This is a genomic window from Enterobacter sp. K16B, assembly GCF_020216105.1.
Taxonomy (GTDB): Bacteria; Pseudomonadota; Gammaproteobacteria; order Enterobacterales; family Enterobacteriaceae; genus Enterobacter; species Enterobacter sichuanensis.
Genome location: NZ_JAIWJZ010000030.1, coordinates 37939 through 54847 on the forward strand (window position 1 = coordinate 37939; position 16909 = coordinate 54847).

At 54.1% G+C, this 16909-nt stretch carries 17 protein-coding genes; 8 read left to right on the forward strand and 9 right to left on the reverse strand.

Annotated elements, in window-relative coordinates:
• Window positions 1-46: 46 nt before the first annotated feature.
• From rseC to rseD, 5 genes are read right to left on the reverse strand one after another with little or no spacing between them, the layout of a single operon-like run.
• Window positions 47-523 carry a SoxR-reducing system protein RseC gene (gene rseC / locus LDK53_RS08050; protein WP_225285367.1) on the reverse strand — a complete coding sequence of 159 codons (477 nt, stop codon included), beginning with the start codon at window positions 521-523 and terminating at the stop codon, window positions 47-49.
• Window positions 520-1473, reverse strand: a complete 954-nt coding sequence (rseB, locus tag LDK53_RS08055; protein WP_025757639.1) for a sigma-E factor regulatory protein RseB — start codon at window positions 1471-1473, stop codon at window positions 520-522. Before rseB ends, rseC begins: the two co-directional genes overlap by 4 nt.
• Entirely contained in the window at window positions 1473-2123 is a 651-nt protein-coding gene (gene rseA, locus LDK53_RS08060) for an anti-sigma-E factor RseA (RefSeq protein ID WP_025757638.1), read from the reverse strand. Before rseA ends, rseB begins: the two co-directional genes overlap by 1 nt.
• A gap of 31 nt (window positions 2124-2154) precedes the next feature.
• Window positions 2155-2730: an RNA polymerase sigma factor RpoE gene (rpoE, locus tag LDK53_RS08065; RefSeq protein WP_006176728.1), complete on the reverse strand. Its 576-nt coding sequence runs from the start codon at window positions 2728-2730 to the stop codon at window positions 2155-2157.
• Window positions 2727-2810: a rpoE leader peptide RseD gene (gene rseD / locus LDK53_RS23040; protein WP_141237592.1), complete on the reverse strand. Its 84-nt coding sequence runs from the start codon at window positions 2808-2810 to the stop codon at window positions 2727-2729. Before rseD ends, rpoE begins: the two co-directional genes overlap by 4 nt.
• A gap of 343 nt (window positions 2811-3153) precedes the next feature.
• Between rseD and nadB the strand changes: the two genes are divergently transcribed.
• A complete protein-coding gene (gene nadB, locus LDK53_RS08075) occupies window positions 3154-4773 on the forward strand; it encodes an L-aspartate oxidase (RefSeq protein WP_225285369.1) in 1620 nt (539 codons plus the stop codon).
• Here nadB and trmN read toward each other — a convergent pair.
• Window positions 4758-5495 (reverse strand): tRNA(1)(Val) (adenine(37)-N(6))-methyltransferase TrmN, encoded by a 738-nt coding sequence (gene trmN / locus LDK53_RS08080; RefSeq protein ID WP_059386023.1) that lies wholly within the window; start codon window positions 5493-5495, stop codon window positions 4758-4760. The genes nadB and trmN overlap by 16 nt on opposite strands.
• A gap of 132 nt (window positions 5496-5627) precedes the next feature.
• On the opposite strand from trmN, the gene srmB reads away from it, so the two are divergent.
• On the forward strand, window positions 5628-6956 hold the full coding sequence (gene srmB, locus LDK53_RS08085; RefSeq protein ID WP_025757631.1) for an ATP-dependent RNA helicase SrmB: 1329 nt from the start codon (window positions 5628-5630) through the stop codon (window positions 6954-6956).
• A 49-nt stretch (window positions 6957-7005) separates the two neighbouring features.
• On the opposite strand, the gene grcA is transcribed toward srmB, so the two are convergent.
• A complete protein-coding gene (gene grcA, locus LDK53_RS08090; RefSeq protein WP_008502190.1) occupies window positions 7006-7389 on the reverse strand; it encodes an autonomous glycyl radical cofactor GrcA in 384 nt (127 codons plus the stop codon).
• 314 nt (window positions 7390-7703) lie between these two features.
• Between grcA and ung the strand changes: the two genes are divergently transcribed.
• Window positions 7704-8393 (forward strand): uracil-DNA glycosylase, encoded by a 690-nt coding sequence (gene ung, locus LDK53_RS08095; protein WP_059386024.1) that lies wholly within the window; start codon window positions 7704-7706, stop codon window positions 8391-8393.
• Window positions 8394-8432: 39 nt separating this feature from the next.
• Here the strand turns inward: ung and LDK53_RS08100 are convergent, their stop codons facing one another.
• On the reverse strand, window positions 8433-9518 hold the full coding sequence (locus LDK53_RS08100; protein WP_025757629.1) for a tRNA/rRNA methyltransferase: 1086 nt from the start codon (window positions 9516-9518) through the stop codon (window positions 8433-8435).
• Window positions 9519-9722: 204 nt separating this feature from the next.
• Here LDK53_RS08100 and trxC point away from each other — a divergent pair, with 204 nt between their 5' ends.
• The 5 genes from trxC (at window position 9723) to LDK53_RS08130 (ending at window position 15443) form a co-directional block, all read left to right on the forward strand.
• Window positions 9723-10142: a thioredoxin TrxC gene (gene trxC / locus LDK53_RS08105; protein ID WP_225285372.1), complete on the forward strand. Its 420-nt coding sequence runs from the start codon at window positions 9723-9725 to the stop codon at window positions 10140-10142.
• 69 nt (window positions 10143-10211) lie between these two features.
• Window positions 10212-10910 (forward strand): tRNA-uridine aminocarboxypropyltransferase, encoded by a 699-nt coding sequence (tapT, locus tag LDK53_RS08110; RefSeq protein ID WP_225285375.1) that lies wholly within the window; start codon window positions 10212-10214, stop codon window positions 10908-10910.
• A 35-nt stretch (window positions 10911-10945) separates the two neighbouring features.
• The gene (locus tag LDK53_RS08115) at window positions 10946-13609 is read left to right on the forward strand and encodes a bifunctional acetate--CoA ligase family protein/GNAT family N-acetyltransferase (RefSeq protein ID WP_225285376.1); all 2664 of its coding nucleotides are present in this window, start codon (window positions 10946-10948) and stop codon (window positions 13607-13609) included.
• Between the two features lie 110 nt (window positions 13610-13719).
• Window positions 13720-15075 carry a CDP-diacylglycerol--serine O-phosphatidyltransferase gene (pssA, locus tag LDK53_RS08125; RefSeq protein ID WP_025757622.1) on the forward strand — a complete coding sequence of 452 codons (1356 nt, stop codon included), beginning with the start codon at window positions 13720-13722 and terminating at the stop codon, window positions 15073-15075.
• 44 nt (window positions 15076-15119) lie between these two features.
• A complete protein-coding gene (locus tag LDK53_RS08130) occupies window positions 15120-15443 on the forward strand; it encodes a YfiM family lipoprotein (protein WP_025757621.1) in 324 nt (107 codons plus the stop codon).
• On the opposite strand, the gene LDK53_RS08135 is transcribed toward LDK53_RS08130, so the two are convergent.
• A complete protein-coding gene (locus LDK53_RS08135; protein WP_025757620.1) occupies window positions 15440-16735 on the reverse strand; it encodes an MFS transporter in 1296 nt (431 codons plus the stop codon). The genes LDK53_RS08130 and LDK53_RS08135 overlap by 4 nt on opposite strands.
• Window positions 16736-16909: the final 174 nt, after the last annotated feature.

Genomic DNA, 16909 nt, shown 5'->3' on the forward strand with positions numbered 1-16909 from the left:
GGACGTTTTCTGTTTAAGGACGTAAAAAATGATAAAGCCCGATGGATCACCGGGCCTCAGAAGAGAGCGTTTCAACGCGAAGCTGGTCTGGCGCAAGGCCAACGCTAAGAATGACAGGCTGCCACTCCTCACGCGTCGCGAGCTTCGGAGAGAGACCTTTGGCAAGCCAAAATCCACCCACGCCACCCAGTGCAGCACCGCACATGGCGGCCACATCGGTAGCGAACAGCATCTGGAACAGGCCGCCCATAATAAACAGCCCGACCAGCGGAGAGAGATAAACCAGCATCGCGGAACTGAGCAAGCTCCCTTCGGCAATACCCAGCTCTATCTTCTGCCCTGCCATTAGCGGTTGCTCACTTGGCACAGAAATCGTGTGCGAGGTTTGCGGCCCGAGCTTATTCAGCACGCGGCTACCGCAACCGGCTCTGGAGGCACAACTGTTACATGAGGCTTTTACATCACAGCTCACCAGCGCAATGCCATCCTGCCACGAGACAACCGTAGCCCACTCTTTAATCATTGTGCGGTCCTGAATTTAATGCTGTCGGAAATGCGCTTCGCCGTTTGCGGGGGAAGCTCGCCCACAATGGTGATCTCAGCGTTATCGCGTACCGTGGTACTGACCGTACGACGCCCGGTGCGCAGCATCTGTTCGGCGCTGTTTGCCGTTGCGCGATTAATATTCACCGAGAAGCTGAACAACCCGTCGGAATAGAGACGCGATTCCACCGGCGTTTCAATTGTTGGCAACTGCCGACGGCTGCTGGAAACCTCGCTAAACCCTTGTGGAATCCAGGACGGTACCCAGTTGAAATTCACGGAATCCCCGGCCGGAACAGAAAGAAGCGGCGGCAGGCTGGCTTTCGCCAGATTCTGCATGCTGTTACCAACCTGGTTGTTCACGCTGAAGGAGATCACGCGGAACTGTTCCAGCGTTTCACCGTCACGGTCGAGCAGATCTACACGCATGGGGAGTTTGGTTTCCGCGTCAATCCAGACAATATAGCTGTAGCGCGTTCCGTCCCGGGCAACCACGCGGATCACCTCGCATAACCGGTCCGCGATGCGTGTACGCCCTACCGAAATAAAATCGTAGTAAGGAGCAAGCCGTTTAAAGTCGGTGTAAATCAGTGACGGCAGAGAATCAACGATGTAGTCGCCATTCAGCGTAAAAGGCTCCAGGCCTGGCTCGAAATAACTGATTTCGTTACCACGCTGGACCACTTCACGTCGCGGACCATCCATCTGTAAAAGCTGGGCGAGTGGCTGGTTATCAAGACGGGCATGGCGATAGCGTAACGATTCGACGCCCTGCTTGTTGATGCTGATAAATGCCAACTCGTAATTGAGTGACTGGCTGGCCAGATTCATTTGCTGCAACAACGCCCCGGATGAAACATCAGCCGAGGCGTTGGCAGAGAAGAACAGGCTACCCGCCATCAGAGACATGGCGAACCAAAGTTGCTTCATTACTGCGATTGCGTTCCTAAAGTTTGGTTTCCGGGCACCTGCACAGCGGCTTGCTGTGTTTGCGCCTGCTCAAACTGAAGCTGTTCAGAGTGCAGACGACGCTGCAACTCGTAATCCTGCAACATCGCATTAATGCGACGGCGCTGCTCCTGGACCTGCTGTTGCTGGCCGCCGCTGGCGGAAGCATCAGCCGGTACGCCCAGACTAACCGGGCTGGCTTTGCCCATCATCGGCAGTGTATTAAACACTGGCGCTTCTGGCTGCTGATTAGTTTCAGACTGAGCATTATAGTGCTGGACGCCAACGATAACTGCAAGCGATACGCATGCAGCTACACCCATTTGGGTAAGCTGGCTGGCCCACGGACGCACCTTTTGCCAGAATGGCATTTTCTGCCACTGGTGGGGCGCGGGTTGAGCTTCAGGAATCAGCGGAGTGGTCTGATGAACAGGCTCATTCTCAATTGCCGCCATGACGCGTGCTGAGATATCGAAATGGAGAACCTCGCCGGTATCACCGCGAAGGGTGTCACGGATGAGATGATAACTCTCCCAGGTCTCTTGCATTTCGGGAGAATGAGACAGCTCGTTGAGCAGCTCATTATCTACCGTTTCACCATCCATTAAAGCGGAAAGTTTTTCTTTCTGCATGCCTAATACCTTTTCCAGTATCCCGCTATCGTCAACGCCTGATAAGCGGTTGAACTTTATTATCAATGGCTTCTCGCGCACGGAAAATTCGTGAACGTACCGTGCCGACCGGACAATCCATGATAGCGGCTATCTCTTCATAGCTCAGACCATCCAGCTCCCGTAACGTAATTGCCATGCGTAAATCTTCCGGGAGCGACTCGATCGTGCGAAAAACGATTTGTCTCAGTTCTTCTGACAACATTAAGTTCTCAGGGTTCGAAATTTCTTTCAGTGCGCCGCCACTTTCGAAGTTTTCGGCGTCGATAGCGTCCACATCACTTGATGGCGGACGACGGCCCTGAGCGACCAGATAGTTCTTTGCCGTATTGACCGCAATACGGTACAGCCAGGTGTAAAAAGCACTATCTCCCCGGAAAGAATCCAGCGCGCGATAGGCCTTAATAAAAGACTCTTGCACCACATCAGGCACGTCGCCTGACGGTACATAGCGGGAAACCAGGCTCGCCACCTTATGCTGGTAGCGCACCACCAGTAGGTTAAAGGCTTTCTGATCTCCCTTCTGGACCCGTTCAACCAGGACCTGGTCCGTTAACTGCTCGCTCATCCGAGGTAATGTCTCCCCAAACCTAAATTCCACGCGTTAGCGAAACGCCACTCTAAAAACACTGCACTTTGAGCAAGCACCGAATTAGAGTGTCTGTTCTTCAATAAGTTCCGTAACGCCTTTGTTTTTGTTCATCGCGCCGCAGACTGGTCATTTTCTCTCATTATAAGTCTGTTCACGATACGCACCACTTTCTGACAAGAAACATCTTTTTCCCGCCAGAAGAGTAACGCAACACAGTCTTTATTTCACCACAAAATCTGACGCTAACGATCTGCTTCGCAAAATAATTTCACTCATTTACCCTCCGTTTACCTCGGCTTACTCGTTTAGCCATTGCAACAACCTTTAAAAAAAACGTGCGATATATCGCACACGGGTGCTATTCTGACTCAACACTGTTTAGTAAATTAAACAACAATCATGAACACAACACCCGAACTCCATTGTGATGTATTGATCATCGGCAGCGGCGCTGCCGGGCTCTCTCTGGCGCTGCGCCTGGCCGAGCACCAGAACGTAATCGTTCTGAGTAAAGGGCCGATCAGTGAAGGTTCCACGTTTTACGCCCAGGGTGGCATTGCCGCCGTGTTTGATGAAACAGACAGCATTGCATCCCACGTCGACGATACGCTGATCGCCGGGGCCGGGATCGTGGATGCGCACGCCGCAGAGTTTGTCGCCAGCAATGCCCGTCATTGCGTTCAGTGGCTCATCGACCAGGGCGTGTTATTCGATACGCAGGTCCAACCCAACGGTGAAGAGAGCTACCACCTGACCCGCGAAGGCGGCCATAGCCACCGCCGCATCCTGCACGCAGCGGATGCCACCGGAAAAGAGGTAGAGAGCACGCTGGTCAGTAAAGCGCTGAACCATCCTAATATTCGGGTGCTTGAACGAAGTAATGCCGTTGACCTGATTATCTCCGACAAAATTGGCCTGCCCGGCACGCGTCGCGTGGTGGGGGCCTGGGTCTGGAACCGGAATAAAGAGAAGGTGGAAACCTGTCAGGCGAAAGCCGTCGTGCTGGCGACGGGGGGGGCTTCCAAGGTGTATCAGTACACCACTAATCCGGACATTGCCTCCGGAGATGGGATCGCTATGGCCTGGCGTGCCGGTTGTCGCGTAGCGAACCTCGAGTTTAACCAGTTTCACCCGACCGCCCTGTTTCACCCGCAGGCACGCAACTTCCTGCTGACGGAAGCCCTGCGCGGAGAAGGGGCTTACCTGAAACGCCCTGACGGCACCCGCTTTATGCCGGACTTTGACGACCGGGGCGAACTGGCCCCCCGCGATATCGTCGCTCGCGCCATTGACCATGAGATGAAACGTCTTGGCGTGGACTGCATGTATCTCGATATCAGCCACAAGCCTGCGGAATTTATTCGTCAGCATTTCCCGATGATTTACGAAAAACTGCTCGGTCTGGGCATTGATTTAACCCGCGATCCGGTCCCCATTGTCCCAGCCGCTCACTATACCTGCGGTGGCGTAATGGTTGACGATCATGGTCGTACCGATGTGGATGGCCTGTATGCTATCGGTGAAGTGAGTTATACCGGCCTTCACGGCGCGAACCGTATGGCCTCTAACTCGCTGCTGGAGTGTCTGGTATACGGCTGGTCTGCCGCAGAAGACATCACGAAACGCATGCCTTATGCCCGTGAGACAGAACGCTTACCGGCGTGGGATGAAAGCCGTGTGGAAAACCCGGACGAGCTGGTCGTGATTCAGCATAACTGGCATGAGCTACGGCTGTTTATGTGGGATTACGTCGGAATTGTGCGCACCACGAAACGTCTTGAACGCGCGTTGCGCCGCATCACCATGCTGCAGCAGGAAATTGATGAATACTATGCCAATTTCCGTGTCTCCAACAATTTGCTGGAGCTGCGTAACCTGGTACAGGTTGCCGAGCTGATCGTTCGCTGCGCGATGATGCGCAAAGAGAGCCGCGGCTTGCACTATACCCTGGACTATCCGGATCAGCTTGCGGAGTCCGGCCCGTCAATACTCGCCCCGCAGGTTTACATAAACAGATAAAACGCCTGGGTCAGGGCAGTGTAATCTTCGGAATAACGCTGGTCTGGCCCACGGATCACCATTCGATCATTAAAGCATTCCCCCTCTTTCGGCGAGAGCGCCAGCAGCACGCGGTGCGGCAGCCGACCTTCCGTGTCCGAAATATCAGTACGCAGACGTAACGTCCAGCCGATCTCCTGGGCGATACCAATAAATGTGTTGCCCGTGCTTTCCGGCAGCACCACGCAGAAAAAACCGTCTTCAGAGATGAGTTCTGCCGCACTGATGAGCAGGGCTTTATGATCGAGGGAATGGGTATAACGCGCCTGCTCACGCTCAGGCGTACCGCACTCAACGCCGGGCTCGTAGTACGGAGGGTTACTGACGATCAAATCGTATCGTGCGGTCTGTTCAGGCGCCCAGGCCAGCACATCCGCGCACTCCACTCTCATCCGGGCCGCCCACGGGGATTCAGCCACATTTTCACCCGCCTGCTCTGCTGCCTGCGCATCCAGTTCGACGGCGTCAATGGTGACATGCTCTTCAGTACGTTGCGCCAGCATCAACGCCACCAGCCCGCTGCCGGTACCGATATCAAGAATACGCTTAACGCCTGCGACAGGCGCCCACGCTCCCAGTAAAATACCGTCTGTACCGACCTTCATGGCACAGCGATCGTGAGCGACAAAAAATTGTTTAAACGTAAAACCATCGCGGCGCAGCTGCGCTTTGAGTTGAGACATGTCAGGGCAACCTTCTAAGTGAAACTGGAGTAGCATAGGGGAAAGCGAAGTGGCCGGAAAGCGATATCCATACAAACAGATGAAGATTACAGCCGTAACGTCTATAATCAGCGCCCCACACAGAGGTAGAACATGACTGTAACGACTTTTTCCGAACTTGAACTCGATGAAAGCCTGCTCAATGCCCTTGAGAGCAAAGGCTTTACACGCCCGACCGCCATTCAGGCAGCGGCCATTCCGCCTGCGCTTGAGGGCCGCGATGTGCTCGGTTCTGCGCCAACCGGCACGGGGAAGACAGCAGCCTATTTGCTGCCTGTGTTGCAGCATCTGCTCGATTTTCCACGTAAAAAATCTGGCCCGCCGCGTATTTTAATCCTGACGCCTACGCGCGAACTGGCTATGCAGGTTGCCGATCACGCGCGTGAACTCGCGGCGAATACGCATCTGGATATTGCCACCATCACTGGCGGCGTTGCGTACATGAACCACGCCGAAGTGTTCAGCGAAAACCAGGACATCGTCGTGGCGACGACGGGCCGTCTGCTGCAGTACATCAAAGAAGAGAACTTTGACTGCCGCGCGGTTGAAACGCTTATTCTGGATGAAGCCGACCGCATGCTGGACATGGGCTTTGCCCAGGATATCGAGCACATTGCCGGTGAGACGCGCTGGCGTAACCAGACGATGCTGTTCTCTGCCACCCTCGAAGGGGAAGCAATTAATGATTTCGCAGAGCGTCTGCTGGATGATCCGGTTGAAGTGTCTGCCACGCCGTCCACACGCGAGCGTAAGAAGATCCACCAGTGGTACTACCGCGCAGACAATCTTGAGCACAAGGTGGCGTTGCTTAAGCACCTGCTGAAGCAGGAAGAAGCTACCCGTACCATCGTATTCGTGCGTAAGCGCGAGCGTGTACACGAGCTGGCTGAAATGCTGCGTAATGCCGGCATCAACAACTGCTATCTTGAAGGCGAGATGGCGCAGATCAAGCGTACCGAAGGCATTAAGCGCCTGACCGATGGCCGTGTTAACGTGCTGGTTGCCACCGACGTTGCCGCACGCGGGATCGACATCCCGGACGTCAGCCACGTCATTAACTTCGATATGCCGCGCAGCGGAGATACCTATCTGCATCGTATTGGTCGTACCGGCCGCGCGGGTCGCAAAGGTATTGCGATTTCACTGGTCGAGGCTCATGACTACCTGCTGCTGAAGAAAATTGGCCGATATGTTGATGAGCCGCTGAAAGCGCGCGTCATCGACGAGCTCCGCCCGACCACACGTGCGCCGAGTGAGAAGATGACGGGTAAACCGTCCAAGAAAGCACTCGCGAAACGTGCTGAGCGAAAAGAGAAAGAAAAAGAGAAGCCGCGCGTGAAACAGCGCCATCGCGATACCAAAAATATTGGTAAGCGCCGTAAGCCAAGCTCTGCCACGACAGAGCCAAAAACAGAAGAGTAAAAAAAAGCCGGGGAATCCCGGCTTTTTTATTCCACCCAGCCTGAAGCCATTACAGGCTTTCAGTAAAGGTACGCGCGATAACGTCGCGCTGCTGCTCTGGGGTGAGAGAGTTAAAACGCACAGCATAGCCGGACACGCGAATGGTCAGCTGTGGATACTTCTCCGGATGCTCAACCGCGTCCATCAGCGTTTCGCGGCGCAGCACGTTAACGTTCAGGTGTTGACCACCTTCCACGCGCACTTCCGGTTTCACTTCCATTGGGATTTCACGGTACTCGATCTCGCCCAGTTTGCTCACTGGCACGATTTCGTCTTCAGCAAAACCTGCTTTCGCGACGACACAGCGCGCTTCGTTTTTCTCACTGTCCAGCAGCCAGAAAGAGTTGAGCAGATCGTCATTTGCAGCTTTAGTAATCTGGATACCTGTAATCATGTGTTGCCTCCCTTAGGCTACATTAACTGATGCCGGCCTCGCGCGGCCAATTGGTAAAACCATTGTTTCTTGTGTGTATATATATCATTCACACTCCGGTGATTTATTGATTTAAATCAATAAAAACACCAACCACACAAAGAGTATGGTCTGATTTTATTGTTTCAGATCAATTTTACGACCTTACCAATTCAACTTATAACGCATAATTTCAACACAAATTGAGTGACTTACGCCTATTTTCCGCCTCTGATTTTGCACCCGCGACTATAACGGTTAAGCTAGACGCAGAATGAGATCCGCAGGAGAGCGAGATGACCACCCCGTTGACATGGCACGATGTGCTGGCAGAAGAGAAGCAGAAACCCTACTTTATTAACACCCTCAGTACCGTTGCGGCAGAGCGACAGTCTGGCCAGACGATTTATCCTCCGCAGAAGGATGTTTTCAACGCGTTTCGCTATACCGAGTTGAGCGATGTTAAAGTCGTTATCCTTGGCCAGGATCCTTACCATGGTCCGGGCCAGGCGCACGGGCTGGCGTTTTCCGTACGTCCAGGCGTAGCTATCCCCCCTTCTCTGCTCAATATGTATAAAGAGCTTGAGGGAACCGTGCCCGGGTTTACCCGCCCCACGCACGGTTACCTGGAAAGCTGGGCGCGCCAGGGCGTGCTGTTATTAAACACCGTGCTCACCGTAAGAGCGGGCCAGGCGCACTCGCACGCCAGCCTGGGCTGGGAAACGTTCACCGATAAAGTCATCAGCCTTATCAATGAGCATCGTGAAGGGGTGGTTTTTTTACTTTGGGGATCGCATGCGCAGAAGAAAGGGGCGATCATCGACCGTCAGCGTCATCATGTCCTGAAAGCACCGCATCCGTCACCGCTGTCTGCACATCGCGGCTTCTTTGGCAGTAATCATTTTGTTCTGGCGAATGAATGGCTGGAAAAACGTGGCGAAACGCCGATTGACTGGATGCCTGTGTTGCCGGCAGAAAGCGAGTAAGGTTTGAATGTGCCGGGGCTGACCCGGCACATAAGAGGCTTATGCCTTATTCTGACGCCACCATTCGGCCAGCAGTACGCCGGTCGCAACGGACACGTTCAGACTTTCCACATTACCTGTCCCGTCGATAGAAACGCTCAGATCCGCGCTGGAGAGCGCCGCGTCAGACAGACCATCGCGCTCCTGCCCCAGCACCAGAACCATTTTACGCGGCAGTGTCGCTTTAAACAGCGGCGTACCGGCATGGCTCGACGTCGTGACAATGGAATAGCCCGCTTTACGGAACTGCTCCAGGGCATCCAGAACGCTGTCGCCGGTGATCGGCTGAACGTGCTCGGCTCCGCCTTCGGCAGTACGGATCGCGGCGCCGGATTCCAGCAGCGCAGCATCCTGCAGCAGCACGCCTTTCACGCCAAAGTGCGCGCAACTGCGCATCATTGCACCCAGGTTGTGCGGGTTGCCGACATCTTCCAGCGCCAGCACGCAGTCATCGGCATCCGCCTGGCTGACCCACTGCTGAACGGTTGTGCCGTTACGTTTTTTGATCAGGAAGCAAACGCCGCCGTGGTGCTCGGTTCCTGACGCTTTGGTCAGTTCGGCATCATCAACCACGTGGTAAGCTTTACGGTTTGCAGCCATCCAGCGCAGCGCTTCTTTAAAGCGAGGGGTTACGCTCTGGATAAACCAGGCGCGGACGATACACTCAGGACGACTCTGGAACAGCGCCTGGCAGGCGTTCTCGCCATACACGCGGGTCTCTTCCGCACGCTGACGACGCAGCACTTCCGGGTCGATAAAGCTTTTACCGCTGATACCGCCGTGATCGGCTTTTTCTGGCGTCTCGTCACCCGGCGCGCGCGAAACGGTGCGCCACGGGGAGGCGTTATCACGTGAGAAGTCATCGCGTTTGCGATCGTCACGTTTACGGTCATCACGTTTGCGGTCATCACCGCGGTTGTTTCTGTCATCGCGGGCGGGGCGACGGCCACCGTCTGCACGAGAAGACGCCGGACGCCCGCCACCTTTTCCGGTACGCGGATTTTGGGTGCGTTTATCAGAGTCATCATCACTGCGGACATACATCACTTTGACCTTGCCGCTTTTGTTTTTCATTTCGTCGTTCATGCTTTTCTCCACCAGCGCTGCGCGAAGCGCGCAGATTACCCGATGTGCCAGCGCATAGCCATAATTTCGTACAAAAGCCTGTGACTATTGTTCTCATTGAATAAAACGCATTGTTGTTTCAAACAGGCTCATTGATAATATGTAACATATTGGAAACATAATCGGCGCACTGCCGCTGTCCCACGGCTCTATCAGAGGTTAGTTATGAATACCGTATGTGCCAACTGTCAGGCTCTTAATCGCATTCCGGACGATCGGATCGAAGATGGTGCGAAATGCGGACGTTGTGGCCATGAATTGTTTGATGGCGATGTCATTAACGCGACGGGTGCTACGCTGGACAAACTCCTCAAGGACGATCTCCCTGTGGTGGTCGATTTCTGGGCACCATGGTGCGGCCCGTGCCGAAACTTCGCGCCAATCTTTGAAGATGTCGCCGAAGAGCGCAGCGGTAAAATGCGCTTTGTTAAGGTCAATACTGAGGCGGAGCGTGAGCTTAGCGTGCGTTTTCAGATCCGCAGCATTCCGACCATTATGATCTTCAAAAAGGGTGAAGTGGTCGACATGCTCAACGGTGCGGTACCAAAAGCTCCGTTTGATAGCTGGCTTAACGAATCACTGTAACATTCACGGGGCACATCTTGTGCCCCGTTCCCGCCTCTGCGAAAATAGGGTTTTTCCTCCATTTCGCCCATGACAAATAACGCTGTTCTTCAATTACGCGCCGAACGCCTTGCCCGCGCGACTCGCCCCTTTCTTGCCCGCGGCAATCGTATTCGTCGCTGTCAGCGCTGCCTGTTACCGCTAAAGGTTTGTCTGTGTGAGACGCTGGTCCCGGGTACGGCAGCGAGTCGTTTTTGTCTGGTCATGTTCGATACCGAGCCGATGAAACCCAGCAATACGGGACGTCTGATCGCCGATATTCTGCCTAATACCGCCGCGTTTCAGTGGTCCCGCACAGAACCCCCTCAGGCCCTGCTCGACCTGGTGGCAAGCCCGGACTATCAGCCGATGGTCGTTTTCCCCGCCTCTTATGCAGGGGCCGATCGCCAGGTGCTTTCGGTACCGCCATCCGGGAAGCCGCCGCTGTTTATTATGCTCGACGGCACCTGGACCGAAGCGCGAAAAATGTTTCGCAAGAGCCCTTACCTCGACGCCCTGCCGGTGATTTCTGTCGATCTTTCCCGCGTCTCCGCCTACCGACTGCGTGAAGCGCATGCTGACGGGCAATACTGCACCGCCGAAGTTGCCATTGCGCTTCTGGATTTAGCGGGAGATACCGCGGCGGCAGGCGCACTGGGCAACCATTTCTCACGTTTCCGGGAGCGCTATCTGGCGGGAAAAACCGTTCATAAGGGCAGTGTCACAGCAACAGAGCCAGAAAGCGTTTAAAATCATCAGGTCGCTTGCATTCACAGGAGGCCTGCATGAGCCAGCGAGGGTTAGAAGCGCTACTTCGTCCTAAATCCATTGCCGTCATCGGCGCATCAATGAAACCGGATCGTGCAGGCTATCTGATGATGCGTAACCTGCTGGCCGGTGGATTTAATGGCCCCGTCATGCCCGTCACGCCGGCTTATAAAGCGGTTCAGGGCGTACTGGCCTGGCCCGATGTGCAAAGCCTGCCTTTCGTGCCCGATCTTGCCGTACTCTGTACCAATGCGAAGCGAAATCCGGAACTGCTGGAATCACTCGGCAAGAAGGGATGTAAAACCTGCATTATTCTCTCGTCTCCCCCTGAGCAAAAAAGCGAACTTCTGGCCTGCGCCAGCCGCTATCAGATGCGCATTCTTGGGCCAAACAGTCTGGGCCTGCTCGCCCCCTGGCAGGGGCTGAATGCCAGCTTCTCTCCGGTACCGATCCGCAAAGGCAAGCTCGCGTTTATTTCGCAGTCGGCTGCGGTATCAAACACCATTCTCGACTGGGCGCAGCAGCGTGAAATGGGATTTTCCTACTTCATTGCCCTCGGCGATAGCCTGGATATCGACGTTGATGAACTGCTGGATTTTCTCGCACGAGACAGCAAAACCAGTGCGATCCTGCTTTATCTTGAGCATCTTAGCGACGCCCGTCGATTTGTATCGGCTTCGCGAAGTGCGTCGCGCAATAAGCCGATCCTGGTGATCAAAAGCGGTCGCAGCCCTGCGGCCCAACGTCTGCTGCATTCCCATTCCGGTATGGATCCCGCCTGGGATGCAGCCATTCAGCGCGCGGGGTTGCTGCGGGTACAGGATACGCACGAGCTGTTTTCCGCCGTTGAAACGTTAAGCCATATGCGCCCGCTGCGCGGCGAGAAGATAATGATTGTCAGTAACGGCGCCGCGCCTGCCGCGCTCGCGCTGGATGAACTGTGGCGCCGCTTCGGCAAGCTGGCAACCCTAAGTGAAGAGACGCTGCAGCGCCTGAGAGACGCGCTTCCGACCAGCGTGACGCCCGGCAACCCGCTTGATTTGCGCGATGACGCCAGCAGCGAACGCTATATCAGCGCTATCTCCATTTTGCTGGACAGTCAGGATTTCGATGCGCTGATGATTATCCACTCCCCCAGCGCGGTCGCCCCGGGCAGTGAAAGCGCGCGGGCGCTTATTGATGCCGTGCGTACTCATCCGCGAGGCAAATATGTCACCCTGCTCACCAACTGGTGCGGCGAGTTTTCCTCTCAGGAGGCGCGACGCTTGTTCAGCGAAGCCGGGCTGCCAACCTACCGTACACCGGAAGGCACCATCACCGCGTTTATGCACATGGTGGAATATCGCCGCAACCAGAAACAGCTGCGTGAAACGCCGGCGCTGCCGGGTAATCTGACGGCGAATACCGTCGACGTTCACCGCCTGTTGCAGCAGGCTATCGAAGAGGGGGCGACATCGCTTGATACGCATGAAGTTCAGCCCATTCTGGGCAGTTACGGCATGCAAACCCTGCCGACCTGGATCGCCAGCGACAGCGCTGAGGCAGTACACATTGCCGAGCAGATTGGCTATCCGGTAGCCCTGAAGCTGCGCTCCCCGGATATTCCGCATAAGTCCGATGTTCAGGGAGTTATGTTATACCTGCGCACGGCGACAGAGGTACAACAGGCTGCAGATGCCATTTTCGACCGTGTCAAAATGGCCTGGCCGCAGGCACGGATCCACGGACTGCTGGTGCAAAGCATGGCTAACCGCGCAGGGGCTCAGGAATTGCGGGTCGTGGTTGAACACGACCCCGTGTTTGGCCCCCTGATCATGTTGGGAGAAGGCGGCGTTGAGTGGCGTCCGGAAGAGCAAGCCGTGGTGGCGTTACCGCCGCTGAACATGAATCTGGCGCGCTATTTGATCATTCAGGCGATTAAAAGCAAAAAGATCCGTGGCCGGAGTGCGCTGCGTCCGCTCGATATTGCCGGGTTAAGTCAGTTCCTGGTCCAGGTGTCTAACCTGATTGTAGATTGCGCCGAGATCCAGCGGCTGGATATCCACCCGCTCCTTGCCTCCGGCAATGAGTTTACGGCGCTGGACGTGACGCTGGATATCGAGCCATTTGAAGGAGACAGCGAGAGCCGCCTGGCAATCCGTCCGTATCCTCTGCAACTGGAGGAGTGGGTAGAGATGAAAAATGGAGAACGTGCGCTGTTCCGCCCTATTCTTCCGGAAGATGAACCCCAGCTGCGGGCCTTTATCTCTCAGGTCACGAAAGAGGATCTTTATTATCGCTATTTTAGCGAAATCAACGAATTTACCCACGATGATTTAGCCAATATGACCCAGATCGACTACGATCGAGAAATGGCATTTGTGGCCGTTCGTCGCTCCGATAAGGGGGATGAGATCCTCGGCGTTACGCGTGCTATTTCTGACCCGGATAACGTGGATGCAGAGTTTGCTGTACTGGTACGCTCCGACCTCAAAGGTCTGGGCCTGGGAAGACGGCTGCTGGAAAAACTCATCAGTTATACGCGAGATCACGGATTGTTACGTCTCAATGGCATTACTATGCCTAACAATCGCGGTATGGTGACCCTGGCGCGAAAACTTGGATTTGATGTTGATATTCAGCTGGACGAAGGTATTGTTGCCCTGTCCCTAAGCCTGACATCAGCAGACAAACACGAGTAAGCTACTGGAAATGTTACCCACTTTGGACGGGACTGGTGGTATCATTGTCCGCTTATGTTGTTTGCATGGTACAAACAACCCTTCAATGAACAGAGAAGAAACGCACTGTGATGTTGTCAAAATTTAAGCGTAATAAACATCAACAACACCTTGCTCAACTACCGAAGATTTCTCAGTCAGTTGATGATGTAGAGTTCTTTTACGCTCCCGCGCATTTTCGGGAGACGCTTCTGGAAAAGATTGCCAGTGCCACGCGACGCATTTGCATTGTGGCGCTGTATCTTGAACAAGATGAAGGCGGGCGTGCGATCCTGAACGCACTTTATGAAGCCAAACGTCAGCGTCCAGAGCTGGATGTTCGCGTGCTGGTGGACTGGCATCGCGCTCAGCGAGGCCGTATTGGCGCTGCCGCTTCAAACACCAATGCTGACTGGTATTGCCGCACGGCGCAGGAAAATCCTGGCGTTGATGTGCCTGTTTATGGCGTGCCAGTCAATACCCGTGAGGCGCTCGGCGTCCTTCATTTCAAGGGCTTTATCATCGATGACAGCGTGCTTTACAGCGGCGCCAGTCTGAATGATGTTTACCTGCATCAGCTCGATAAGTATCGCTACGACCGTTACCATCTGATTCGCAATCCGCAGATGGCCGATATCATGTTTAACTGGGTTGATAAAAATCTGGTCCATGGCCGTGGCGTTAATCGACTTGACGATCCTGAGCGTCCTAAAAGCCCGGAGATCAAAAATGATGTTCGCGCCTTCCGTCAGGAGCTGCGTGATGCGGTCTATCATTTCCAGGGTGATGCAAACAACGAAGAGTTATCCGTTACCCCGCTGGTAGGGCTCGGCAAATCCAGCCAGCTGAACAAAACGATCTTCCATCTGATGCCGTGCGCGGAGCAGAAACTCACCATTTGTACGCCGTATTTCAACCTTCCTGCCGTGCTGGTGCGCAATATCATTCAGCTACTGCGCGACGGCAAAAAAGTGGAAATCATCGTCGGTGATAAAACCGCAAACGACTTCTTCATTCCTGAAGATCAACCGTTCAAAATTATCGGTGCGCTGCCTTATCTCTATGAGATTAACCTGCGCCGTTTCCTGAGCCGTTTACAATATTACGTTAATACCGACCAACTGGTTGTGCGTCTCTGGAAAGATGAAGACAACAGTTACCATCTGAAAGGCATGTGGGTCGACGATGAGTGGATGCTGCTGACAGGTAACAACCTGAACCCACGCGCGTGGCGACTGGATCTGGAAAACGCTATCCTGATCCATGACCCTCAGCATGAGTTAGCCGCAAAGCGTGAACGTGAGCTGGAACTGATTCGCACGCATACAACCGTGGTGAATCACTACCGCGAACTGCAGAGTATTGCCGATTATCCGGTGAAAGTTCGCAAGCTTATTCGCCGCTTACGTCGAATCCGTATCGACCGACTTATCAGCCGTATTCTGTAATATCCAGGCCCTGCCATCGCAGGGCTTTTTTATGGAGCCCGTTGATGCGTATTCCTCTGTTGCTGAGCGTGATCTTACTGAGTGGCTGTAGCCATATGGCCAACGATAACTGGTCCGGACAGGATAAAGCACAACATTTTCTCGCTTCCGCTATGCTGTCCGCCGCCGGTAATGAGTATGCGCAACATCAGGGATACAGCCGGGATCGGAGCGCGACGATTGGGCTGATGTTCTCCATCGGTCTTGGGGCGTCAAAAGAGCTGTGGGATAGCCGCCCCGCAGGGAGCGGCTGGAGCTGGAAAGATTTCGCCTGGGACGTCGCTGGCGCAACGACCGGCTATGCCGTGTGGCAGATGGCACACTATTAAAGTCGAATGCCTTTCCCTTTACGATGCAACATCAGGGAGACAATAAAGGCCAGCGCCCCCATTCCCGTTACGTACCAGAAGAATGTCGTTTCGCTTCCCCATGATTTAAAAGACAACGCAACATACTCCGCCGATCCGCCAAACAACGCGTTGGCGACCGCATAAGAGAGTCCTACCCCTAAAGCACGTACCTGCGCCGGGAACATTTCGGCTTTCAGTATCCCGCTGATCGAGGTGTAGAAACTGACAATCACCAGCGCCAGCATAACCAGCGCAAATGCGGCATACGGCGAGGAGACGTGCTGAAGGGCAGTCAAAACAGGAACGGTACAGAGCGCTGATAATCCGCCAAAAACAAGCATTGACGTTCGTCGGCCAATTTTGTCCGAGAGCGCCCCGATGATTGGTTGTATGAGCATAAAGACAAACAGCGCTACAGTCATGACAACGCTGGCAACGTTGGCGTGCATCCCGGTGGTGTTCACCAGGTACTTTTGCATATAGGTAGTAAACGTGTAAAAACTGAGAGAGCCCCCTGCAGTAAAGCCCAGCACCATAAGGAAAGCTTTGCGGTTACGCCATAATCCTTTAAACGTTCCCGCTTCCTTCAGCGTTCTGACCTCTTTCTGAGAAGTTTCATCTAACTGACGGCGTAGCCAAAGTGCAACGATCGCCAGCGCGGCTCCCATTGCGAACGGGATCCGCCAGCCCCAGGTGTGAAGCTGTTCATCCGTCAGGATCTGCTGCAGGATCACCACCACAAGAATGGCCAGCAGTTGACCGCCAATCAGCGTGACATACTGGAATGAGGCGTAAAAGCCTTTCCGGCCTTCCAGCGCAATCTCACTCATGTAGGTCGCACTGGTACCGTATTCGCCCCCCACTGATAATCCCTGGAATAAGCGGGCCAGTAAAAGTAGCGCCGGTGCCCAGGTACCAATCGATTCATAGCCCGGTAAGCAGGCGATCACCAGAGAGCCAAAACACATCATACAGACCGAAATCAGCATAGAGGCCTTACGCCCCCGACGATCCGCAATTCGGCCGAACAACCAGCCACCTATGGGTCGCATTAAGAATCCTGCAGCAAATACACCCGCCGTTTGTAGGAGTTGCGTAGTGGTGTTGCCGGATGGGAAGAAAATATGAGCGAAATAGAGTGAACAGAATGAGTAGACGTAAAAGTCGAACCATTCAACCAGGTTCCCTGAAGAGGCGCTGACGATGGCCCATACCCTTCTTCGGGTATCACTGTTAGCCAGCGTCCCGTTTGATGTAATGCTTTCTGTCATTGTGATTATGCTCCTGCCATAGACTACGGCGTATTGAGTCCTGAAACTCAATTACCTCGTAAATGAAATGTTATAATTTTGTTATAAACAACATTGAGACAAAGATCACACATTCCATTAGCAGGATAAGGGATTAAGAGAAAGGCCAGAGCAGTAAAAATAAAAGCAAAAAAC

Coding starts and splice junctions, on each gene's coding strand:
- LDK53_RS08115 (WP_225285376.1), top strand. CDS start 10,946: ATGAGCCAGCGAGGGTTAGAAGCGCTACTTCGTCCTAAATCCATTGCC.
- srmB (WP_025757631.1), top strand. CDS start 5,628: ATGACTGTAACGACTTTTTCCGAACTTGAACTCGATGAAAGCCTGCTC.
- trxC (WP_225285372.1), top strand. CDS start 9,723: ATGAATACCGTATGTGCCAACTGTCAGGCTCTTAATCGCATTCCGGAC.
- LDK53_RS08100 (WP_025757629.1), bottom strand. CDS start 9,518: ATGAACGACGAAATGAAAAACAAAAGCGGCAAGGTCAAAGTGATGTAT.
- rpoE (WP_006176728.1), bottom strand. CDS start 2,730: ATGAGCGAGCAGTTAACGGACCAGGTCCTGGTTGAACGGGTCCAGAAG.
- tapT (WP_225285375.1), top strand. CDS start 10,212: ATGACAAATAACGCTGTTCTTCAATTACGCGCCGAACGCCTTGCCCGC.
- trmN (WP_059386023.1), bottom strand. CDS start 5,495: ATGTCTCAACTCAAAGCGCAGCTGCGCCGCGATGGTTTTACGTTTAAA.
- rseB (WP_025757639.1), bottom strand. CDS start 1,473: ATGAAGCAACTTTGGTTCGCCATGTCTCTGATGGCGGGTAGCCTGTTC.
- ung (WP_059386024.1), top strand. CDS start 7,704: ATGACCACCCCGTTGACATGGCACGATGTGCTGGCAGAAGAGAAGCAG.
- grcA (WP_008502190.1), bottom strand. CDS start 7,389: ATGATTACAGGTATCCAGATTACTAAAGCTGCAAATGACGATCTGCTC.
- LDK53_RS08130 (WP_025757621.1), top strand. CDS start 15,120: ATGCGTATTCCTCTGTTGCTGAGCGTGATCTTACTGAGTGGCTGTAGC.
- pssA (WP_025757622.1), top strand. CDS start 13,720: ATGTTGTCAAAATTTAAGCGTAATAAACATCAACAACACCTTGCTCAA.
- nadB (WP_225285369.1), top strand. CDS start 3,154: ATGAACACAACACCCGAACTCCATTGTGATGTATTGATCATCGGCAGC.
- rseA (WP_025757638.1), bottom strand. CDS start 2,123: ATGCAGAAAGAAAAACTTTCCGCTTTAATGGATGGTGAAACGGTAGAT.
- LDK53_RS08135 (WP_025757620.1), bottom strand. CDS start 16,735: ATGACAGAAAGCATTACATCAAACGGGACGCTGGCTAACAGTGATACC.
- rseC (WP_225285367.1), bottom strand. CDS start 523: ATGATTAAAGAGTGGGCTACGGTTGTCTCGTGGCAGGATGGCATTGCG.